This is a genomic window from Xenorhabdus mauleonii, assembly GCF_900113945.1.
GTDB lineage: Bacteria > Pseudomonadota > Gammaproteobacteria > Enterobacterales > Enterobacteriaceae > Xenorhabdus > Xenorhabdus mauleonii.
Genome location: NZ_FORG01000014.1, coordinates 52,425 through 71,357, shown reverse-complemented (window position 1 = coordinate 71,357; position 18,933 = coordinate 52,425). Strand labels below are relative to the sequence as shown.

The window sequence follows — 18,933 nt, the reverse complement described above, 5'->3', positions numbered from 1 at the left end:
TTATTCCTTGAGACAGCATTAACCAGAGAAATGTTATCCAACAGAGTCAGAAGCCTTAGAGTTTGATAACAAAATCAATTTAATCAAAAGCTTCTGACCTTTTCTCCTGTTTCATTTAACAACCATTTCTTCCTATAATTGTCTCGGCTATAGGAATATATTGGTCAGTAAGTTTATTAACAGTGCTGTCCTCATTTGGACTTTCTTGGCAGTCTAGGAAAAACCATTCAATTGGTGTGCTCAATATTTTGGCAATATCAACAAGGTGAGTTAAGTTAATTCGGTTTGTCCCTCTTTCATAGCGTGAAAGCTGCTGTTGGCTAATGCCAATTTGCTTCGCTAATGCCGTAGCTGTGATACCTAGCTCTTTCCTCTTGGTCTGAATGCGTATTCCGACTAACAGGTTCGCTTCTTCCATATCTCATCCTTTATATTTTTAATCAGTAAGTTATGGCGCTATCAAGGTGAATTAACCGGAGCTTGAAAATAGTTTGATTTTCTTCCGGCAGCTGCACGTAAAACAGGATGGCCTGAAGGGGCTCACTCCTGTTTACGGTATGTCTATTGTTACCACTTGATTCGCCGTTTTGTTTTCTGACATGCGCTTTTTTTAGTACATGATCTTTTTTATTAACATGTTGTGAGAAATCACCCTCACCGAGGTAGGGTGTACTCTCCATGATATGAATTACATTTCTCTGTGTTGTCGTTATCCCGGTATCTTCTGACTGTATTTTTCTGCTGTGAGATAAACATCATTCCTGCTCTCACGGCATGAGAGATAACTAATATGACCCTAATTTTCACGTTAAAGCATGTTTATATAATTCAATACATTTAACTTATTGATTATTAAAAAAATTAAAGTTTCTCAATAGGAAAAATCTGCAATTAGAAACAAATAAATCCTTAATGTTCTATTATTATACATATACTAATCTTATTGAGACCCTTATTGACGCTATAAACTGGACAAAATATATCAAACTGTCTAGTTTAGATTTATAATCTCGTTTTTAATGATTAAGTAGAGTTTAATTTTGGATACGTAAGGTTTATATGCTTATTGATTCTGCTGGGTATTGTGATGCTTGACTAAAATCAGGTAACATTTTTTCAGCATCTATATTATGACGGTACGACAAAATATATGAATAACAAAAAAAATTCATATATTGTAATTGGTTAAGTGGAATGATTTATAGTATGTAACGAAATTTGACTTAGGTTATATAATATAGGATTATGTTTACAGTTTGATATAAAATGTTTTGTTTTTAAATAAAATTTTATTGATTTGAGTTATATAAAGAGATTTAATCATTATTTAGCGTTATCTCCGTAAATTTGCAAACTTTTCCTCAAAAATATTATTTACTGTCACTTTTTTGACTGAATAAATTTTTAATATCCCTCAAATTCGATTTAACTCGCATCTTCACATAATTTGAAAAATAGCCTGTCCCATGACTTGGGATAGAGCGAAATTTCATATTTTATTCAATTAAAACAATGTCATATCTGTTATTGTGCGATGTGATGATTTTAACGACAGAAAATTACTTCTTCTTCGATGATCAATTTATAGAAAATTACCGTGTTGAGAGCATTTTTAGCTTAATCGTGTCAGAACATATACCTTATGGATTTCAAGATGCGTCACGGCGGCAAGGGAATTAACCTCTGGGAGCAATAGATAACTCTGTGACCGGAGTGAATGGACTTCGCTAACAAAGAAGCAACTTGAAAGACGACAGGTATGAGATATAGGCTGACAATTTAGCGTCGCAAAACATAATATCGTCGTTATGATTGAAGAAATTTTGACAGGAAGAACCAGTATTCATCCAGCTTTAATAAAGAGAGATTAATTGCCAATCGAGTTTTAGCGATATGAAATTGGGATATGTTTGTGGACGTTAGAGAGTAGTGAGATTGGAATGATTTTTGACCAACGCCCTAACAAAGAAATAGGGCGTTGGTTGAAGAGCGAACGAGTTTTTTAATTTATAAAAAATTAAAAACGGTATCCGATCCCGAAGACGAATGTGCCTAATTTCGCTTCATCCAATTTGGTGTATTCGTATGAAACATCAATTGCGACATTTGGAATCGGGTTAAATTGCACACCTGCACCATAAGCTGCTGCTGTAGCTGTTTCTTCAAAGCGGCCTTGGGTATAACCATAAGCGTGATGTTCTGTGAACTCTCCAGAAGCCTTGCCATAAGCTGCACCCAATAAAGCGTAGGCACTGACATATTCATTAAAGCGGTAAGATGGCCCCGCCATGAATGAAGTATGCTCAAAATCATGTGAGTACTTATCGTTGTGGTCAGTGAGGGTGTATTTTAGAGAAGTACGGGTCAAAGAACTAACAATACCCAGTTTCTCATTAATTTCGTAGCGATACTTCGCGTTTGCGCCTTTTGGCGCTTTAATATCTTTGTCTTCTTCAGACAGGAATTTACTCTGTGCATAACCGACAGAAATGGTGTGTTTTCCGTTAGCGTTTGCTGTTAATGATGTCATTGCCAATCCCACCAAAACGGTTGAGATCAATAGATTTTTTTCATTATTTAATATCTCTTTAAGCTTATTTAATGCGGGAAGAAATATACATAAATATACAAATCAATACAATTGAAATATTAAATTCTGTAAATTAATCATTTATAGGATATCTTTCTATGAAGATATTTTTATGCCTTGGTTTATTCAGCAACAACCCAAATATTGAGGACATAATAATCTATAGCAATTTTCACAATGATGAATTATATGATATTGAAATCATCGTCATGCCTGTATCGGCAACATATGAAGCCTTGATAAGAAAAAATCACATTGCCTGATAAAGAAGATTTAATTGGACAGTATGTTTATGCTTTTTTCTGCGCGCTTATGTCTGTCATGTCTTTTCTGATGGCAAAGTTATGCAGATAAAACAATGCGTGACATAGATAACCATTCAGATAGGGGAGAAAGTGATGCCATCTCCCCCAGAATCAACTTGTAATAATTTCACTTATTGTGTCGTTATTACGGGTGGCAGCCAGCTTTTATATCCAAAGGCTCGACGTCCCAGAATGATCAGTACAATGCCTAAAATGAGAGCAACGACAAGAATGATCCCAATGATTTCCAATGGCTTGAAATAACTTGCCAAAAACGTCACTGCAAGGCCGCTGGCGGGAACCGAAGACATATTTAATAAGCCGATCAAGCCTGAAGTTTTTCCAAGATGTTCTTGAGGAATTATCTGGCTCCTGACAGACCGCAAATAAACGCTGAATACACCATCAAAAGCCATCAATAACATATAACCAACAAGGTACAACGCATAATACGTTGAGGCTGTCATCAATGCTCCGGACAATATCATTGCACAAAAAGAGATTGTCCCTAATGTGGATAATCCAAAGCGCCTGACAAAACCGGGCACAAAGAAGAAAGCAACAATGGTTGCTATGGCGGCTGAAGATTGCAGGATGCCAAAATAACGTTCAGGCATACGAAATTCTTCGAGGATCACTGCGGCACTGACAACCAGAGCTGCGCCGTACACCAGATTCACGACCCATGTTAATCCACACAAATGCAACAGCACTTTATTTTTCCAAAGTACTTGGGCGCCTTGCTTATTAGACTCGATCAGTGATTTAAAACTGAGTTTATCTTCGACACTAATTTGACGTGATTTGAGAAAAAGATAATTAATCGCAGAAGTGGCGAAAATTGCGGCGGCAACGGCCAATATTGTATTAATGCCACCATAGGCAGCGATAATTGCCGCCAGAGTTGGCCCTAAAATCTGAGTAACTTGATCAACGCCTTGCACCATTGACAATGCCTTGGGTAATTCTCCAGCCGGAATATTTCGAGGCAGGAGAGATTCTGTTGCGACAAAATTAAGAGCATGGGCAACGGAGAGCAGCGCCATCATGGCAGCCAATACAGGGAATGTTAATGCCGGATAAAAAATCAGTACAACAAACACGGCCAGCATTAATAATGTACGCCCAAGCTCTACATTGAAAAATATTGATTTGGGATTAACTCTGTCGGCTATAAAACCAGATAAAGGGTAAAAGATCAGGCGTGGAACCCATTCAATAACAAATGCTAAAGAAGCGAACATTAATGAGCCTGTTATTTGTAATATTGTAAGTGGAACGGCGAACAGTAAGAACTGATCACATAAGGTTCCAAGAAAACGAGAAAATATAAAACGTTTCAATCCAAATTCATTATTGCTCATATGTTCACCTGATAACTAATCGAACCGCATTCACGGCTAATTATTCCTTGCTTAACATTCAATAATGATGACGGACATTGTCTGATAACATTCCGAATGAATACAGGGGCTTTATTTGTGACTTGATACTGATTTTCATTAAACATCATAGGGTTCAATGATAATTTAACTAGATGCTCTGTATGCAAAAGAGTTGTGTATGCGAAACAAAAGCGTATTTATCCGGAGTACTGTCCTTACTGATATTGTACTGACTGGCATTGCACTTACGAGTATTGCTCTTGCTTGGGCGAACTAGCTCTATACTCTTATTTGTACATGGTGAAATAAAGTGATAGTTTGACCGAATGCCTTATTTGCCAAAGACCAGTACATGAAAAATAAAAACGAATTGACGGGTTTTATTCCAGCGCTGCATGTTTTCATTAAAACGGTTGAGACAGGAAGCTTTTCTGCAACAGCCCGATTAATGTCTATGACACCATCGTCGGTCAGCAGAATAATTGATCGGTTGGAAGCTCAACTCAATCAGCGCCTCCTCATTCGTTCAACTCGTATGTTACAGGTCACTGAATGTGGGCAGGAAATATATCACTATGCTTTGAAAGTTATTTCCGCAGCGGATGATTTATTTGCCAGAGCAGAGAGTTTTAGTGATACACCCAGTGGTGTCTTACGAATAACCGCACCAAATACATTGGGAAAAATACTACTTACCGCATTTTTACCTACTTTTTTAATCAACTATCCGGATGTCAATGTCGAATTACGACTTACGAATAATATTATAAACATTGCACATGACCAGTTTGATTTAGCATTACGTGTAACGGGGTCACCACCTGAAAATATGGTTGCCAGAGCATTAATGCCGATTGAATACGCCCTTGTCTGTTCCAAAAATTATTGTAAAGAACTCCCGACTGAGCCTCTATTATTAAATGAACACAATATTTTCTTCTCTGAAGAACGGGTATTCCATGATGGTTGGATTTTCAAGAATAAAGGGCGCACTGAACATGTATTTTTAACACCACGATTTCTTATCAACAGTAGTGATGCGATGTTAGACGCCATTCTTCAGGGCATTGGAATTGGCATCATACCGACTTTTATTGCCAATAATTATATTTCCGATGGATTATTATTGAAAGTGCTGCCTGAGTGGCAAGTTGATAACCCATTTCCGCGTCAAGCCTATATCATTACCCTGCCACAGAAATTATTACCGCTAAAGACAAAAGTCTTTATTGACGATTTTATGCAATGGTTGAAAGAAAGGGAAAAGCCTAAGGAAATCTCTGACTGAGGTTTGATTAAAGTGTTATCGGTCATGACTCCAAAGCGTTAATTTGATATTTTTATGTTTTTTTAAGGGAGTATTAACATGATGGCCACAAATGATAAATTACTATACGCCTCGTACTTCAAGATGCATGCATCTTGAAGTTAATAGAATATAAATAGTATTTCTGGTGCTGCGGCAAAGACTGGTCATGTCATTCGTTTAAGAACAATTTATATTCTAGTTATTAAGCGATAACCTTGTATTTAAGGTCGGATTCATGCGTGTCATTATTTTATATAATGAATGAATAAAGAGTAATTAAAGAGTGACACCCTAAAAATAGTAAAGTGAGGAATAATATTCATAAAATTAATGACAACAATAATAACTATTTACTTATTCAGTATAACAAGCTCATATGCAAATAATCATATACCCTATTAACTCCAAGTTTCAGGAAGCAATGCATTATCATCCCGCGTCGCGGGATGATAATGCATGCACCTTGAAGTACGACGCGTATATACCCCATCACCCGTCTCACAATTTAATTTTTATTAGTACTGGAGATGCTAATGGAGACTCGAGGGGCAATGGTGGTAGTGGTAATAATTCATCGGGAGCGGAGGGCTGCGACGGCGGGAATAATAGCAATAGCGGAAACGGCAGTGGAAATCATTCTGGTGGGAGTAGCGGAGGAATGCAGCCAGCTTGATTAGTAATAGGGTTACATTCCAATGTGAACTGTAATCCTCGTATTTCACTTTTAATTATGAGAGTGTTTAACCATGAAAAAAATTTTTTTACCATTACTAATAATCCCACTTATTTCTTTCACCGTATTATCTCATCCTAATGATTTTAATAGTCAATCTAAAGTAATCAGTTCAAATGGTGGCGCGGGTGGTAACGGTGGTTCTGGCGACAATTCTCCTGGAGGAGATGGCGGGAATGGGAGTTTAGTTAATGGCGGGAACGGTGGAAATGGTGGAAACGGCGGGAGTACGGATAATTCCCCTGGATGCAAAGGCTCGAATGGCTCGAGTGGTTTGAATGGTGCGAATGGCTCTAATGGTGAAAATTGCCTTCATTTTAAAGGAATGAACTTCACTCCAATATCTAAAGAAGAGGATGGAGGGAATGGTGGTTCCGATTCTAATACAGGAAAAGGTAGCGATGGCGGAAAAGGGGAAGATCAAGGAGGAAAAGATGGTAAAGGCGGTTCTGATGGGGGCAAAGACGGATTAGATGGAATGAGTACAGACAAGTAGGGGGATTCGGGTCGGAGACCCTGCTTTCGAGACTGTAATTTAAATTGTGTATTTGCCTGCTTTTGATATGTTCAATTAAACAACAAAGCAGGCATATTATGCACGAAAATAGACTTAAAGCCCTTGAGGCCTAATTTGCCAAAGACATTAAAACAGAAGCTAACCTTACTCAATTCGTCTGTATGCTCACAAAATTGACGGTTGAAATGGCATTCAATGCCGAGTTGACTGCACACTTCGGTCATGAAAAATATGGTAAAGATCGGCTCTAATACCCGCAAATCAATAAAAGTTGGCACACGCATTGGGAAAACCTAAATACCTTCTTTGCCTATCCAGTTGATATCCGCAAGGTTATCTATACAACTAATGCCATAGGATCACTCAACAGTGTTATTCGGCATGCCATCAAAAAACGTAAGCTATTCGCGACCTGATGGCGAGGTGCGCAATCATTTATCTGACCATTGAAGCAGCCTCAAGAAAATGAATTATGCCAATCCAAAACTGGAAATCGACTCATTGCTATATCGACAATCTGCATCATTTTAAATATCTGGCTGTATTTAAGGGTGTATAAGGTACACAGGAGGTGAATATCGTATTAATTGCTACAAACCCAGATATGACAAGGCGTTCAGAGAGTTGTGCATAAGGTGTAGAGTTGAGGAGACGAAAAAGATTTTCAGGGGGCTTCTGGCAAGCAAACGAGATCAGATCAACCGAAGAAAGCAAATACAGTAGACAATCCGATTTGATACTACCCGAAATTTACATTAGATAATTATCTGATTTTATTTAATCGTAGAAGTTAATCACAATTCCATTGATGGATTTTTATCCACACTGGAATAGATAAATAATTCTATTATATCCTGTTTCCTGAGCATTTATCAGAAGTGCTGTTACAGGAGACAAGAATGGCACACATCATTTACTTGTCGTTAAAAGGCAAGAAACAAGGGCTTATTTCAGCGGGTTGTTCCACGCAGGAATCTATCGGGAACCGTTATCAGACAGGTCGGGAAAATGAAATACAGGTACTGAGTGTGAATCATTCGGTGAGCCGTGACCAGAACGCGCATCATCACCCTGTCAGCTTTACTAAGCCTATTGATAAATCCTCACCGCTGCTGGCGATGGCAATTGACGGTAACGAATTGTTAGACGCTGCTTTTTTATGTTACCGAACCAGCCAGATGGGGCAGTTAGAAGCTTTTTATGAAATTAAGCTAACAGGCGCAACCATTGTTAATTTTACCTGTCATTATCCCCATTCAATCAATAGTAATGACCAGATACCGTATGAAACGGTACAACTCGATTACAAATCCATTTCATGCAATCACATTGCTGCTGGGACTTCGGGTTACAGCATTACGCAATTAGCCGGACGTGAAGAAGGCAAGCCGCTTTTATCTGGTTTTTCATCCATTAAGCCACTGATTGAAGAGGTGGTAGAGGCTCTATTTAGCCATAAGTTCACGCTGAAACATCAAGGAAATGTTTGCCAAGATATCGCGTATGGTGTGGAAACGAACAAGGGACTGATTGAGGGAATATGCCAAACATCTGGAATGACAAAACAATTTGATGCCAAAAAAGAAGAAAGCCTTGAGGTCAAATATCTATTTCAAACAAAAATAGGAATTTAATAATGTCGATTTTTAAAACGAAAACCGTTAAAGGCGGCAAAAATACAGAACTTGAAATGGATATTTTTTTCTAAACCAAATCCCAGATGCAATGGAAAAAATGGGATGGGAAATGGCACCAAAATTAATGCGGCATTGGTTTAATACAAAGCCTGCTTATTCTTTTACAGAAAAAATAAAAACAGAATATTTTCGAGGTCGCGCAATAGATATACCAAATGAATTGGTTAATGATTCCATCATAAAAATGGAATGGGCAATGAAATATAAACAACCTCAAGACGTGATGTCTGTATTAATTAATGGATGGGCAAGTAATGCAGGTATCGTGCAATTAAAAGAACAGCTAGAAAAAGAAGGTGGAAAAAAAGAATTAGGATATGAAAATGATATACGGGGAATAGACACGTTTTCAGTAGTCAATGTTAGGCAATTTGGTTCTAAGCTGGATACGGTTGATGATTGGTATGGGGCTATGGGTAATTCCAATATGAAGGTGGCTGTTAAGGGACATGTGGATAAGTTAAACAGTAAAGATGTTTTTGTCACCGAACAGATTGGCATGTATTTAAAAGATACCTATGATTTTGTTGGCGCTAATGAACCTTTAGGCATTTGGAGTAAAAATGGTATATTAGATAAAATTAGTTCCGTTGATTATGCCGCTCTTTATGCGACTGGAAGTTGGCTGGCCTTATGGATTAAATATAATGGATATGTTCCTGTAATTAATGATAGTTTTAGAAAATGGCAGAAAAAACATAATGAAGGTGGTGATTTTATTGTTTTTTCTGATATTTTATGGATGAACCCGTTACCACAACATAAAATTATTCACCTATGAAAAATAAATATAAATGCTTTTTTAGAAAATCATGGCTGGTTTTATTTTTTATCATTATGTTTATAATGTGGATTATATTTCCATCAACATTGTTCTTCGGTGATTGGAATAAATATTTTGAGGAGAAGGGTGAAGATGGTCAATATACCGCTGTGGTATATAAGAAATTGCCAATATCTCCATATGCAATGTGGAAGTATGTCATTTTTGGAGACAAATATTTTATTGTTTTATATGATAATAAAAAAAGAGATATCTGGAAGAGTTCTCCTTTTACGTCAATATCATATGGGGCATTTTCTGCCTCATTTAGCCTTCCAACCGCTAATAAAGATGCTTTTATCTATCCAACAAATGATGGATATGAAGTCATCTATGTAAATAAATTAAAATGATTTTTTTTAAGTTTTCTGTTTTCATGTTTCTCTCTGTTTAGCCTCTAAGTTTCAGAGGCTTTTTTATTATTGTGTAATTGAACACCATGGAAAACCTAATTTATTATTATTCCTCATGCTGTTAAATATATTTTTTTTGAAAACAAATAAAAATAAAAATAAAAAACACCATGAAAAAATTACTCGAATTACGTCAACAAAAATCCGATTTAACCCAGCAAATGCGCTCGTTTCTCACCAAAGCCGAAAACGAAAAACGCTCACTCAATACCGACGAAGCCAAACAGTTCTATGAACTGCGCAATCAGTCCGACACGCTGAATACTGAAATTGCCCGTTATGAGTCACTGGCTGATGAAGAACGCAGTCAGGCAACAACCCAGCCAATCAGTAACAAACTCAGTAATGACGAATTGCGCCACTATGTTCTGATGGGTGAAGCCCGTTCTCTATCTACGGGCGTTCCGTTTGATGGCGGCTATACCGTTATCCCTGAGCTGAACAAACAAATCATGCAACAACTGACAGATGAGTCAATCATGCACCGAATCTGTTCGGTGAAAACCACACGCAGCAATGAGTATAAACAGTTTGTTTCGGTCGGGGGCGCAGCTGTAGCCCACGGGGAAGAAGGTAAGGTACGCGGTGAGACTGCCACACCGAAAATGGAAGAAGTCAGCATTAAGCTGTTTCCTATCTACGCTTACCCCAGAATTACTCAAGAGATCATTGAGTTTAGAGATGTGGATATCATGGGTTGGTTGACCGCTGAAATTGCCGATCCCTTTGTTGATACCGAAGAAAGGGATCTCGTCAGCGATGATGGTAGTAAACAAGCGAAAGGCTTCCTGTCTTATCCCCGCGATACTCAAGCTGGCAAAGTTCATGCGTCTGTCACATTGCAAAATTAACAATGGAAATTTAACAGTTAATGCAGCATGTCTGTAGGACGGTTTAACCCCTTTTTTCTCTTGCCCATGAGAGTCCCAATCTGTTTCGTAAAGTACTTCATTTCATTGCTCACAGAATGTTATTGGCGTTGGTGGGGTGGCACTATCGGAGATGTTATTACGAAAAGGTCAGATGATAACCGTTACAGGGAAATCTTCTGATTGGTAGAAATATAGTTAGCCGCTACTTCAGCTTCTCAATAACTTTCGACGAAATGCTTCGCAACCCTCTATTGCTCTGAATACGCCCCGATTTTAAATATCATTATTTTTCTTTCTGGTACTTATGCTTTGCAACGTGTTTTTATGTGGAGGATTTTTATGTGGGGTAATCCTAAACAAAAAAAGCACTTCCCCAAATGAGAAAGTGCTTCTTCAACAACATGTTACTGGACTAGGATCAGTTCATGCCGTATTTTTTCAGTTTTTTACGCAGAGTACCACGGTTGATTCCCATCATCAGTGCTGCGCGGGTTTGGTTACCACGGGTGTACTGCATCACCATGTCCAACAGTGGTTGCTCTACTTCAGCCAGTACCAGCTCATACAGGTCATTAACGTCTTGACCATTCAGTTGTGCAAAATAGTTCTTCAGTGCTTGTTTAACTGAGTCACGCAGAGGTTTTTGAGTTACCTGATCTTGTGAATTTACAGTAGCAACGGTTAGTACATCAGAATTTACGCGTTGTTCGAACATAGTTCTGTCAGCTCTTTTCTTTATTTACGCAAAAATTTTCGAAGTATGCCTCCAACGCCTCCAGCTGTTCGCTGGCATCCTCAATGGCGTTGAATGAGCGCCGAAACTGGTCATCAGGAGCATGTTCCTTGAGATACCAAGATACATGCTTGCGTGCAATACGAACTCCTTTGCCTTGACCATAAAAGTCGTGCAACTCTCGTACATGCTCGCTCATTAAATGCTGCACGTCGCCAAGGGGCATCGGTGGCAGCAGTTCTCCTGTTTCCAGATAATGCTGGATTTCCCGAAAGATCCAGGGTCTTCCCTGAGCAGCACGGCCTATCATCAGGGCATCAGCCCCGGTGTATTCAAGCACTGCTCTGGCTTTTAGCGGGTCAGTAATGTCACCATTAGCAATAATTGGAATGGCAACAGTCTGCTTAACTGTCCGAATATTGTCGTACTCGGCCTCACCATTAAACAGGCAAGATCGTGTCCTGCCATGTATCGTAAGAGCCTGAATACCACAACGCTCGGCCAATTGGGCAATTTCTACACAGTTTCGTTCTTCCGGCGACCACCCTGTGCGAATCTTCAGAGTAACAGGTACATCAACCGCGTTGACTACCGCAGAAAGGATTTTTTCAACCAATTCCGGGTAACGCAATAATGCAGAGCCTGCCAGCTTACGATTCACTTTTTTGGCTGGACACCCCATATTGATATCGATGATCTGAGCACCATTGTCGACGTTGATTTTCGCCGCTGCCGCCATTTCATCAGGATCACTTCCGGCAATTTGTACGGAACGAATGCCTGGTTCATCACTGTGAACCATACGCAGCCGTGATTTATCTGTCTTCCAAACCTGAGGGTTGGAAGAAAGCATTTCTGAGACTGCCATTCCTGCACCCATGTGATAGCAAAGAGATCGAAACGGGCGATCTGTTATGCCAGCCATGGGGGCTGCAATAAGACAGTTTTTCAACTGGTATTGTCCGATACGCATAGCGAAGAAAGAGTGGTCAACTGTGACTAAGGGCGCGTATATTACGCATTTTTCACGAGATATGAAAGGCCAAACTTTGAGCGAATCGCTATTTATAATAGATTTTTTCCAGTTGATTTTTTGAAATTAGCTTTATTTCCAATAAATAACAATAACTTGCGTTTTATTGATGAAATTTATTATTAACAATATTTCTAATCACAAAGGGAGCGGATTACCACCAATTGACCTCCTAGGTGATCATTTTAGTGGATAATCTCGCTTTTCAATAGAAATTAATTGATTATTTTTTAATCCCTGTGATGCGACACCACTCTTCGTGTTCTACGATCGGATCGATAATAAATTCATTGTCATAGGCTTGGGCAACCCCTTCAGCCTGACTTGCCAGAACGCCGGACAAGCCTAATAATCCACCAGATTTAGGCAGTGAGCCGATAACCGGAGCCAGCTCACGGAGTGGGCCTGCCAAAATGTTAGCAATGACGACATCGCTTTCAAGGTCACTGGGTTGGTCTTTGGATAAATAAAGGGTTAATTGGTCAGATACTCCATTGCGTTCAGCATTGTCACGGCTGGCCTGAATCGCTTGCGGATCGATATCAATGCCGATGGCGTGCTTCGCTCCCAATTTCAATGCTGCAATAGCCAAAATTCCTGAACCACAACCAAAATCGATGATGGTTTTACCTTTCAGATCAAGGGAATCAAGCCATTGCAGGCAAAGGGATGTGGTCGGGTGAGTACCGGTGCCGAATGCCAGGCCAGGATCAAGCATGACATTGACCGCATCTGGTTCTGGTACTTCGCGCCAGCTAGGGCAAATCCACAGACGGTTGCCGAAGCGCATTGGGTGGAAGTTGTCCATCCATTCACGCTCCCAGTCTTTGTCTTCCAGTTGCTCAATTTTGTGGATAAAGCCTTTGCCCAATTGCGGAACCTGTTCCAATTGGCTGACAACCGCTTTCATATCCATTTCAGCATCGTATAAGCCGATGACATCGGTATCGCCCCATAAACGGGTTTCTCCTGGCAGAGGCTCAAAAATGGGGGTGTCGTGGCTGTCCTGAAAAGTCACGGATACCGCACCGCTTTCAACCAGTTCATCACCCAATGCTTCCGCTTGTTGTCCCGTGGTGTTTAATCTTAATTGTATCCAAGGCATAAAAATTCTCTTGTTGGTAAAGCTTCTTGTAAAGATAAGGTCATGCTGCGATTACTGAGATGCAGCGCTCTGTCGTGTATGTTGTTTATGGCCCATCATATTCCCTAACCCGAATGCCAGTAAACTTAACAGCAGTGATGGCACGATGGGATGGAAACCAAGCAGATGGATATTGAACGTTGCCAGCAGGGTGTAGCTTGCCGCACCTGCCAGCATTGAGCTGATAGCGCCGTGGGCATTGGCTTTTTCCCAGTATAGTCCCAGAACAAGGGGCCAGAGGAAAACAGCTTGCAGACCTCCAAATGCCAGCAAATTCAGCCAGATAATCATCTCTGGCGGACGCCAGGCAGCCAGCAGCAGCAAGGCACCTAAAATTAAGGTGGAATAGCTGGAAATGCGTGACAGCTTTTTCTCTTGTTTGAGTTGCTGCGGGAACAAATTCAAATAGAGATCTTTGACGATAGTTGCCGAGGATTGCAACAGTTGAGCATTAATTGTGGACATGATGGCTGCCATTGGCGCGGCCAGAAATATTCCCGCAGCAACCGGAGGCAATACGGTAATCATCAGGGTTGGGATCACCTGATCAGGGATCGTAAGGTCAGGAATGATTGCGCGACCAAGCGCACCTGCAAGATGCATCCCAAACATCAGGATAGCCATGACAATGGTACCAAGAATAATGCCGCGATGAACGGCTTTGCTGTCTTTATACGAAATGCAGCGTACGGCCGTGTGTGGCAACCCGACGACACCAAAGCAAACAAGTACCCAGAAAGATGCCATGAATGGCCCTGTGAGAATATGATCGGCACCGTGTGGCGAAACCAGATTCGGGTCAATCGTGCTTAAAGTAGAGATGGCAGCAGACAGCCCTCCGGCTTTGTAAATAATGCCTGCCAGCAATAATGCGGTTCCCAGCAGCATCACCAGCCCTTGCAGGGCATCGTTGAGGACACTGGCCCTGAATCCGCCAAAGGCGGTGTAGAGGGCAATCGATACGCCAAAAATCAGCAAGCCTGTGTCGTAAGGAATGCCTGCGGCAGTTTCCAGCAAACGTGCTCCACCAATAAACTGGACAGTCATTGCACCGACAAAGGCAACCAGCAGGCTCAGGCTGGCAAACCAGACCAGAAAGCGGCTCTGGTAGCGGGCATAAAGCATGTCATTGAGCGTAACCGCGTTATAGCGGCGGGCAAGGATGGCAAATTTTTTCCCCAATACACTGAGGGAAAGCCATATCGCAGGGAGTTGGATCATTGATAGCAATACCCAGCCGATACCGTATTTATACGCAGCTCCTGGCCCGCCAATAAATGAGCTGGCGCTGATATATGTTGCGGTAATGGTCATTGCCAAGACAAAACCACCCATTGAACGATTACCGAGAAAATACTCATTCAGAAATTCGCCTGTCTGGCGGCGGCGATAAGCATAAATGGATAGCATGAAAACCAATGCCAAATAGCCTACGAGAGGAAAAATCACTTCATTTTGCATCGGTATCCTCCAGCGGTACATCCTTGAATATAAATTTCACCATCAACCAGCAGAGGATGATAAATAAGGCGGGCAGCAACAAGCAGGCCAGTTCAAACCAGCGTGGCAGGCCAGTAAAGCCAATCTCATCACTGGGTAAATAGGCGCACAACAGCCAACCAACAAGGTAAGCCAGCGTCAGGAATACCGCCCAGCGCGCTTCTTTGTGGGATTGAACAAATCGTCTGTCCATCCGTTCTCCGGGTAACTTATAGGAAACAATATGGCGAGAATTGTACGGCAATGTGCGGATTTATTCAGGGGAAAATGTGCCTGGTAAATTATAATAAAATCAAAGTAGTGATTAAAATTTAAATGTAAGTCTATTTAATTGCAGTTAAAGTTTATTTTCCCTCGCTATTAATAATGAATTTTTAATTCATTAAATTAATAAGTTAGAGTTATGAATTCAAGTGATTAATTTATTTTGTGGTGTTATTTAAATAATAAATTGAATACTTTGTTTTTATTTTTGTGAGTGCCAGGTGTAACTATAAAAATAGATTACATTAGGTATCGGAATCTTTAATTTTTTTCTTTTTTTTATAAATTTAATAACATTAATTTCCTTTTCTTTTCTATCTAGTTGGTTGATAAATATGATAATAATTTTTATTTGTTAAATTTTATCTGAGATTGCCCATTTAACGCCGTTTTAAAAATTGATTTTTTACGTCCTAAGATTAGATAAATAATATGAATAAATCTATTTTGTCATCTTTCTTTGATGTATGTGATTATTTTCCAAATTTGATTTTTATCAGCTAACTGTCTGTATAGCCAATGAGCTAATCATTGCAAATGGCAATTCAATATTTCCTGCTTGTAGCCGGGAATATATTTGACGCAAAAAATGAATATACGTTTTTTAACTCCGTATTCATGGAGTCAGTAAAACCAGTCAGAAAGGTAGGGTAATATGGAAAGGAAAAGGATCAAGCTGTGGGCAGATAAACGGTGTTATCGAATTAAGCAGAGCGTTGGGCGAGCCATTTTTGTCCAAATTGTCATTCTGGCTGCGGCGATTTTCACCCCTACTGTATTGATGGGCAAAACGTCCTCTGCTACGCATACGCAAGAAAAATCTTCTCTGAACAGCGCCTCCGTACAGCCAGGGAATAATGAGGGTTTCGCCGCAAAATCGTTGGCAGAAAAACAAGAACAGGCATCGGCTACTGAATCTCCTGAGAATACGATTGAATCTTCTGAAAATACGACTGAACACTGGTTGGCCAGTGGTGTTTCCCATGCTGCCGGAATGCTGAAAAACGGCAATGTTGTGGATAGCCTTAAGAGTCAGCTGCACAGTATGGCGGTCAGTGAAGCTAATCAGGCGGTGCAAAACTGGTTGCAACGCTATGGAACTGTCAGGTTGCAGGCTAATGTGGATGATCGGGGGCGTTTAGAAGGCAGTCAGTTTGATATGCTGTTGCCGCTTTATGACACTCAAAAACAGATGGCCTTTACCCAGTTTGGCTTACGCCACATTAATAGCCGGACAACTGCCAATTTTGGTCTGGGGCAGCGCCACTTCTTTGATACTAGCCTGTTTGGTTATAACGCTTTCCTTGACCATGATATTACCGGTGACCATACACGCATTGGCATTGGGGCTGAATATGCCCGTGATTTTATGAAGTTTGGCGCTAATGGCTATTTCCGCGCCAGTGGCTGGAAAGAGGGTAAAAAATTACAAGATTATGATGAACGTCCGGCCAGTGGATTTGATTTGCGCGCTGAAGGCTATATGCCCACGTATCCACAATTGGGGGGCACACTGGTTTATGAACAGTATTTTGGGCATGAGGTTGGTTTGCTGAGTGGAGAGCGTCGGCAGAAAAATCCGGCTGCCTTTACTCTCGGTGTGAACTACACCCCGATCCCGTTGGTAACTCTGGGACTTAACCGTCGCCAGAGTGCCAGTGGCAGTGGGGAAACGTTGTTTAATCTCGGCCTCAATTATGAAATTGGTACGCCGTGGTCAAAACAAGTTGAACCTGATGCAGTGGCCTCCAAGCGCACCTTACAAGGCGGGCGCTATGATTTGGTTGAACGTAATAATCAAATTGTTCTGGAATACCGGAAAAAAGATCTGGTACATATGACGCTAGAAAACCGGATTAGCGGGCGCGGTAACGAAATTATACCGCTGAATGTCACGCTCCGTTCTAAATACGGCTTGAAAAAAATCATCTGGGATACCGCGGCACTGGAAGCCGGAGGCGGTAAACTGGAGAAAGAAGCAGAGGGCAGTAAACTGGAGAAAATCGATCCGTCCATCCGTGGTGGAACGCATTATCGACTGACATTGCCTCCATACCGTGACAAAGGAAATAACACCTATATCCTGTCGGGTGTCGCTTATGACAATCAGGGTAATGCCTCTGATCGGGCAGAGACACAAATCCGAGTATTATCTTCAGAAATTTCAATTGACCATTCAGGTTTTGAAATTCCCCATACTGCCATGTTGGCTGATGGTAAAACCCAAACGACACTTTGGCTTAAAGTCATTGATATGTATGGTAAAAAGGTCACAAAAGCGGCCGGAAACATTAAACTGTTTTCTGATCTGAAAGGCTTAAAAGGCAAAGGTAAAAATCCTGAGTTGAATTCAGAACTCAAAGAAATACCGGAAGACAGCGGTATTTATAAAGTCCTTGCGGAGTCTGGTGAGAAATACGGTGAATGGAAAATACAGGCAGTTGTGGATGGCCATGATTTGGCTCCCGCAGTGATTGATTTTTCCCCGTCATTGAGTGCAATAATCGATGTTGATAAATCACAGCTTAGGGTATCGAAGGAAGGGGTATTGAATCCAGATGAATCAGTCACTTTGCAACTGGCTTTATTTGATAAAAACGGCAATGTCATTACCGGCGTTGAAGATTATCTAAAATTAGAGTTGAATGACAGCGGTTTATATAATCAGAGCAAAAAACCGTCAGTAGGGCAAGTGAAAGAGCTGCCTCCAGGGAGTGGTCAATATGAATGGGCTATGAAGGGAGAAGAGACGAAAGGCCAAGTAGGTGTGACTGCCTTTGCCGATGGACTGAAAATAAAAACGACTAATGTCACTTTTGGCAATACATTAGCAGATATGGTGAGTGATACCTATTCCAAACTCAGCATTGATGCGACGCAGTTGGAAGTTGATGAAAATCATAAGCAGCAAACAACCCTGCGATTGGATCTGAGAGACACGCAAAATAAACCTATTACCGGTGTTCAACAGCATATAAATTTTAGTGGCACTGGTCTGTCCGGCCCCGGTAGTGAGCCGACGATAGAGAATATACAGGAAGATCCAAACCATCCCGGAAATTATACCGCTAATCTCAGGCCGGGTACGCAAATCGGCAAGTGGACTATAATGCCGGTTATTGACGGTAAAACGCTGGACAAAGTTACCGGCTATATCACCTTCACGCCATCGCCATCGCTGGCAGATTCGGTCAACGAAAAAACGTCGACGCTGACCATCAATCCCAAGACGCTGGAAGCCGGCTCCGAGACGCCAGCCCACATTTTGCTGATCCTGCAAAATAAGCAGAATCAACCGATGACAGGGAAGGCCAATCACATTACCTTTGATGGCAGTGAACTGTCCGGCAACGGCACGGATCCTAAGATTTCGGATATTAAGGAAGATGAGAACAACAAAGGCACCTATACCGCCACGATTAAGCCCGGCACAAAAACGGGTGACTGGCGGGTCACGTTGAAGGTTGACAATACAAGGCTGGACAAAATTAGCGACCATATCACCTTCACGCCATCGCCATCGCTGGCAGATTCGGTCAACGAAAAAACGTCGACGCTGACCATCAATCCCAAGACGCTGGAAGCCGGCTCCGAGACGCCAGCCCACATTTTGTT

General features: G+C 41.0%; 14 protein-coding genes and 3 pseudogenes. 9 read left to right on the top strand and 8 right to left on the bottom strand.

Annotated features, from left to right (window positions below):
• Window positions 1-115 precede the first annotated feature (115 nt).
• From BM100_RS13820 to BM100_RS13805, 3 genes are all read right to left on the bottom strand, one after another.
• Entirely contained in the window at window positions 116-418 is a 303-nt protein-coding gene (locus BM100_RS13820) for a helix-turn-helix domain-containing protein (protein ID WP_092511904.1), read from the bottom strand.
• A 1,599-nt stretch (window positions 419-2,017) separates the two neighbouring features.
• The gene (locus tag BM100_RS13810) at window positions 2,018-2,542 is read right to left on the bottom strand and encodes an Ail/Lom family outer membrane beta-barrel protein (protein WP_274539957.1); all 525 of its coding nucleotides are present in this window, start codon (window positions 2,540-2,542) and stop codon (window positions 2,018-2,020) included.
• Window positions 2,543-3,026: 484 nt separating this feature from the next.
• Window positions 3,027-4,259 (bottom strand): MFS transporter, encoded by a 1,233-nt coding sequence (locus tag BM100_RS13805; RefSeq protein WP_092511897.1) that lies wholly within the window; start codon window positions 4,257-4,259, stop codon window positions 3,027-3,029.
• Window positions 4,260-4,632: 373 nt separating this feature from the next.
• Between BM100_RS13805 and BM100_RS13800 the strand changes: the two genes are divergently transcribed.
• The 8 genes and pseudogenes from BM100_RS13800 to BM100_RS13765 all read left to right on the top strand — a co-directional run.
• Window positions 4,633-5,568 (top strand): LysR family transcriptional regulator, encoded by a 936-nt coding sequence (locus BM100_RS13800; protein WP_092511894.1) that lies wholly within the window; start codon window positions 4,633-4,635, stop codon window positions 5,566-5,568.
• Between the two features lie 554 nt (window positions 5,569-6,122).
• A complete protein-coding gene (locus BM100_RS23095) occupies window positions 6,123-6,266 on the top strand; it encodes a hypothetical protein (protein WP_169924785.1) in 144 nt (47 codons plus the stop codon).
• 69 nt (window positions 6,267-6,335) lie between these two features.
• Window positions 6,336-6,818 carry a hypothetical protein gene (locus BM100_RS13795; RefSeq protein WP_092511892.1) on the top strand — a complete coding sequence of 161 codons (483 nt, stop codon included), beginning with the start codon at window positions 6,336-6,338 and terminating at the stop codon, window positions 6,816-6,818.
• 272 nt (window positions 6,819-7,090) lie between these two features.
• Window positions 7,091-7,305, top strand: a pseudogene (locus BM100_RS13785) (transposase); the annotation flags it as partial.
• Between the two features lie 433 nt (window positions 7,306-7,738).
• A pseudogene (locus tag BM100_RS23960) lies at window positions 7,739-8,197 on the top strand (Hcp family type VI secretion system effector); the annotation flags it as partial.
• Between the two features lie 388 nt (window positions 8,198-8,585).
• Window positions 8,586-9,317: a DUF6402 family protein gene (locus BM100_RS13775; RefSeq protein ID WP_244590717.1), complete on the top strand. Its 732-nt coding sequence runs from the start codon at window positions 8,586-8,588 to the stop codon at window positions 9,315-9,317.
• Entirely contained in the window at window positions 9,314-9,712 is a 399-nt protein-coding gene (locus tag BM100_RS23090; RefSeq protein WP_244590716.1) for a DUF6201 family protein, read from the top strand. The genes BM100_RS13775 and BM100_RS23090 overlap by 4 nt, the downstream gene beginning before the upstream one ends.
• A gap of 170 nt (window positions 9,713-9,882) precedes the next feature.
• A pseudogene (locus BM100_RS13765) lies at window positions 9,883-10,617 on the top strand (phage major capsid protein); the annotation flags it as partial.
• 445 nt (window positions 10,618-11,062) lie between these two features.
• On the opposite strand, the gene fis reads toward BM100_RS13765, so the two are convergent.
• From fis to BM100_RS13740, 5 genes are all read right to left on the bottom strand, one after another.
• Entirely contained in the window at window positions 11,063-11,359 is a 297-nt protein-coding gene (gene fis, locus BM100_RS13760) for a DNA-binding transcriptional regulator Fis (protein ID WP_010847912.1), read from the bottom strand.
• A 7-nt stretch (window positions 11,360-11,366) separates the two neighbouring features.
• Window positions 11,367-12,350: a tRNA dihydrouridine synthase DusB gene (gene dusB / locus BM100_RS13755; protein ID WP_092511886.1), complete on the bottom strand. Its 984-nt coding sequence runs from the start codon at window positions 12,348-12,350 to the stop codon at window positions 11,367-11,369.
• Window positions 12,351-12,633: 283 nt separating this feature from the next.
• Complete coding sequence (gene prmA, locus BM100_RS13750; RefSeq protein WP_092511884.1) at window positions 12,634-13,515, bottom strand: 50S ribosomal protein L11 methyltransferase; 882 nt, start codon at window positions 13,513-13,515, stop codon at window positions 12,634-12,636.
• A 51-nt stretch (window positions 13,516-13,566) separates the two neighbouring features.
• The gene (panF, locus tag BM100_RS13745; RefSeq protein ID WP_092511882.1) at window positions 13,567-15,015 is read right to left on the bottom strand and encodes a sodium/pantothenate symporter; all 1,449 of its coding nucleotides are present in this window, start codon (window positions 15,013-15,015) and stop codon (window positions 13,567-13,569) included.
• Window positions 15,005-15,247, bottom strand: a complete 243-nt coding sequence (locus tag BM100_RS13740) for a YhdT family protein (RefSeq protein WP_092511879.1) — start codon at window positions 15,245-15,247, stop codon at window positions 15,005-15,007. The genes panF and BM100_RS13740 overlap by 11 nt, the downstream gene beginning before the upstream one ends.
• A 726-nt stretch (window positions 15,248-15,973) precedes the next feature.
• Between BM100_RS13740 and BM100_RS13735 the strand changes: the two genes are divergently transcribed.
• A partial coding sequence (locus BM100_RS13735; RefSeq protein WP_092511877.1) for an inverse autotransporter beta domain-containing protein occupies window positions 15,974-18,933 on the top strand: 2,960 nt, incomplete at its 3' end.

Bases quoted from the DNA above. Each gene is read 5' to 3' on its own strand.
- BM100_RS13820 (WP_092511904.1), bottom strand. From the start codon at position 418: ATGGAAGAAGCGAACCTGTTAGTCGGAATACGCATTCAGACCAAGAGG.
- BM100_RS13805 (WP_092511897.1), bottom strand. From the start codon at position 4,259: ATGAGCAATAATGAATTTGGATTGAAACGTTTTATATTTTCTCGTTTT.
- BM100_RS13800 (WP_092511894.1), top strand. From the start codon at position 4,633: ATGAAAAATAAAAACGAATTGACGGGTTTTATTCCAGCGCTGCATGTT.
- BM100_RS23095 (WP_169924785.1), top strand. From the start codon at position 6,123: ATGGAGACTCGAGGGGCAATGGTGGTAGTGGTAATAATTCATCGGGAG.
- BM100_RS13795 (WP_092511892.1), top strand. From the start codon at position 6,336: ATGAAAAAAATTTTTTTACCATTACTAATAATCCCACTTATTTCTTTC.
- BM100_RS13775 (WP_244590717.1), top strand. From the start codon at position 8,586: ATGGCACCAAAATTAATGCGGCATTGGTTTAATACAAAGCCTGCTTAT.
- BM100_RS23090 (WP_244590716.1), top strand. From the start codon at position 9,314: ATGAAAAATAAATATAAATGCTTTTTTAGAAAATCATGGCTGGTTTTA.
- fis (WP_010847912.1), bottom strand. From the start codon at position 11,359: ATGTTCGAACAACGCGTAAATTCTGATGTACTAACCGTTGCTACTGTA.
- dusB (WP_092511886.1), bottom strand. From the start codon at position 12,350: ATGCGTATCGGACAATACCAGTTGAAAAACTGTCTTATTGCAGCCCCC.
- prmA (WP_092511884.1), bottom strand. From the start codon at position 13,515: ATGCCTTGGATACAATTAAGATTAAACACCACGGGACAACAAGCGGAA.
- panF (WP_092511882.1), bottom strand. From the start codon at position 15,015: ATGCAAAATGAAGTGATTTTTCCTCTCGTAGGCTATTTGGCATTGGTT.
- BM100_RS13740 (WP_092511879.1), bottom strand. From the start codon at position 15,247: ATGGACAGACGATTTGTTCAATCCCACAAAGAAGCGCGCTGGGCGGTA.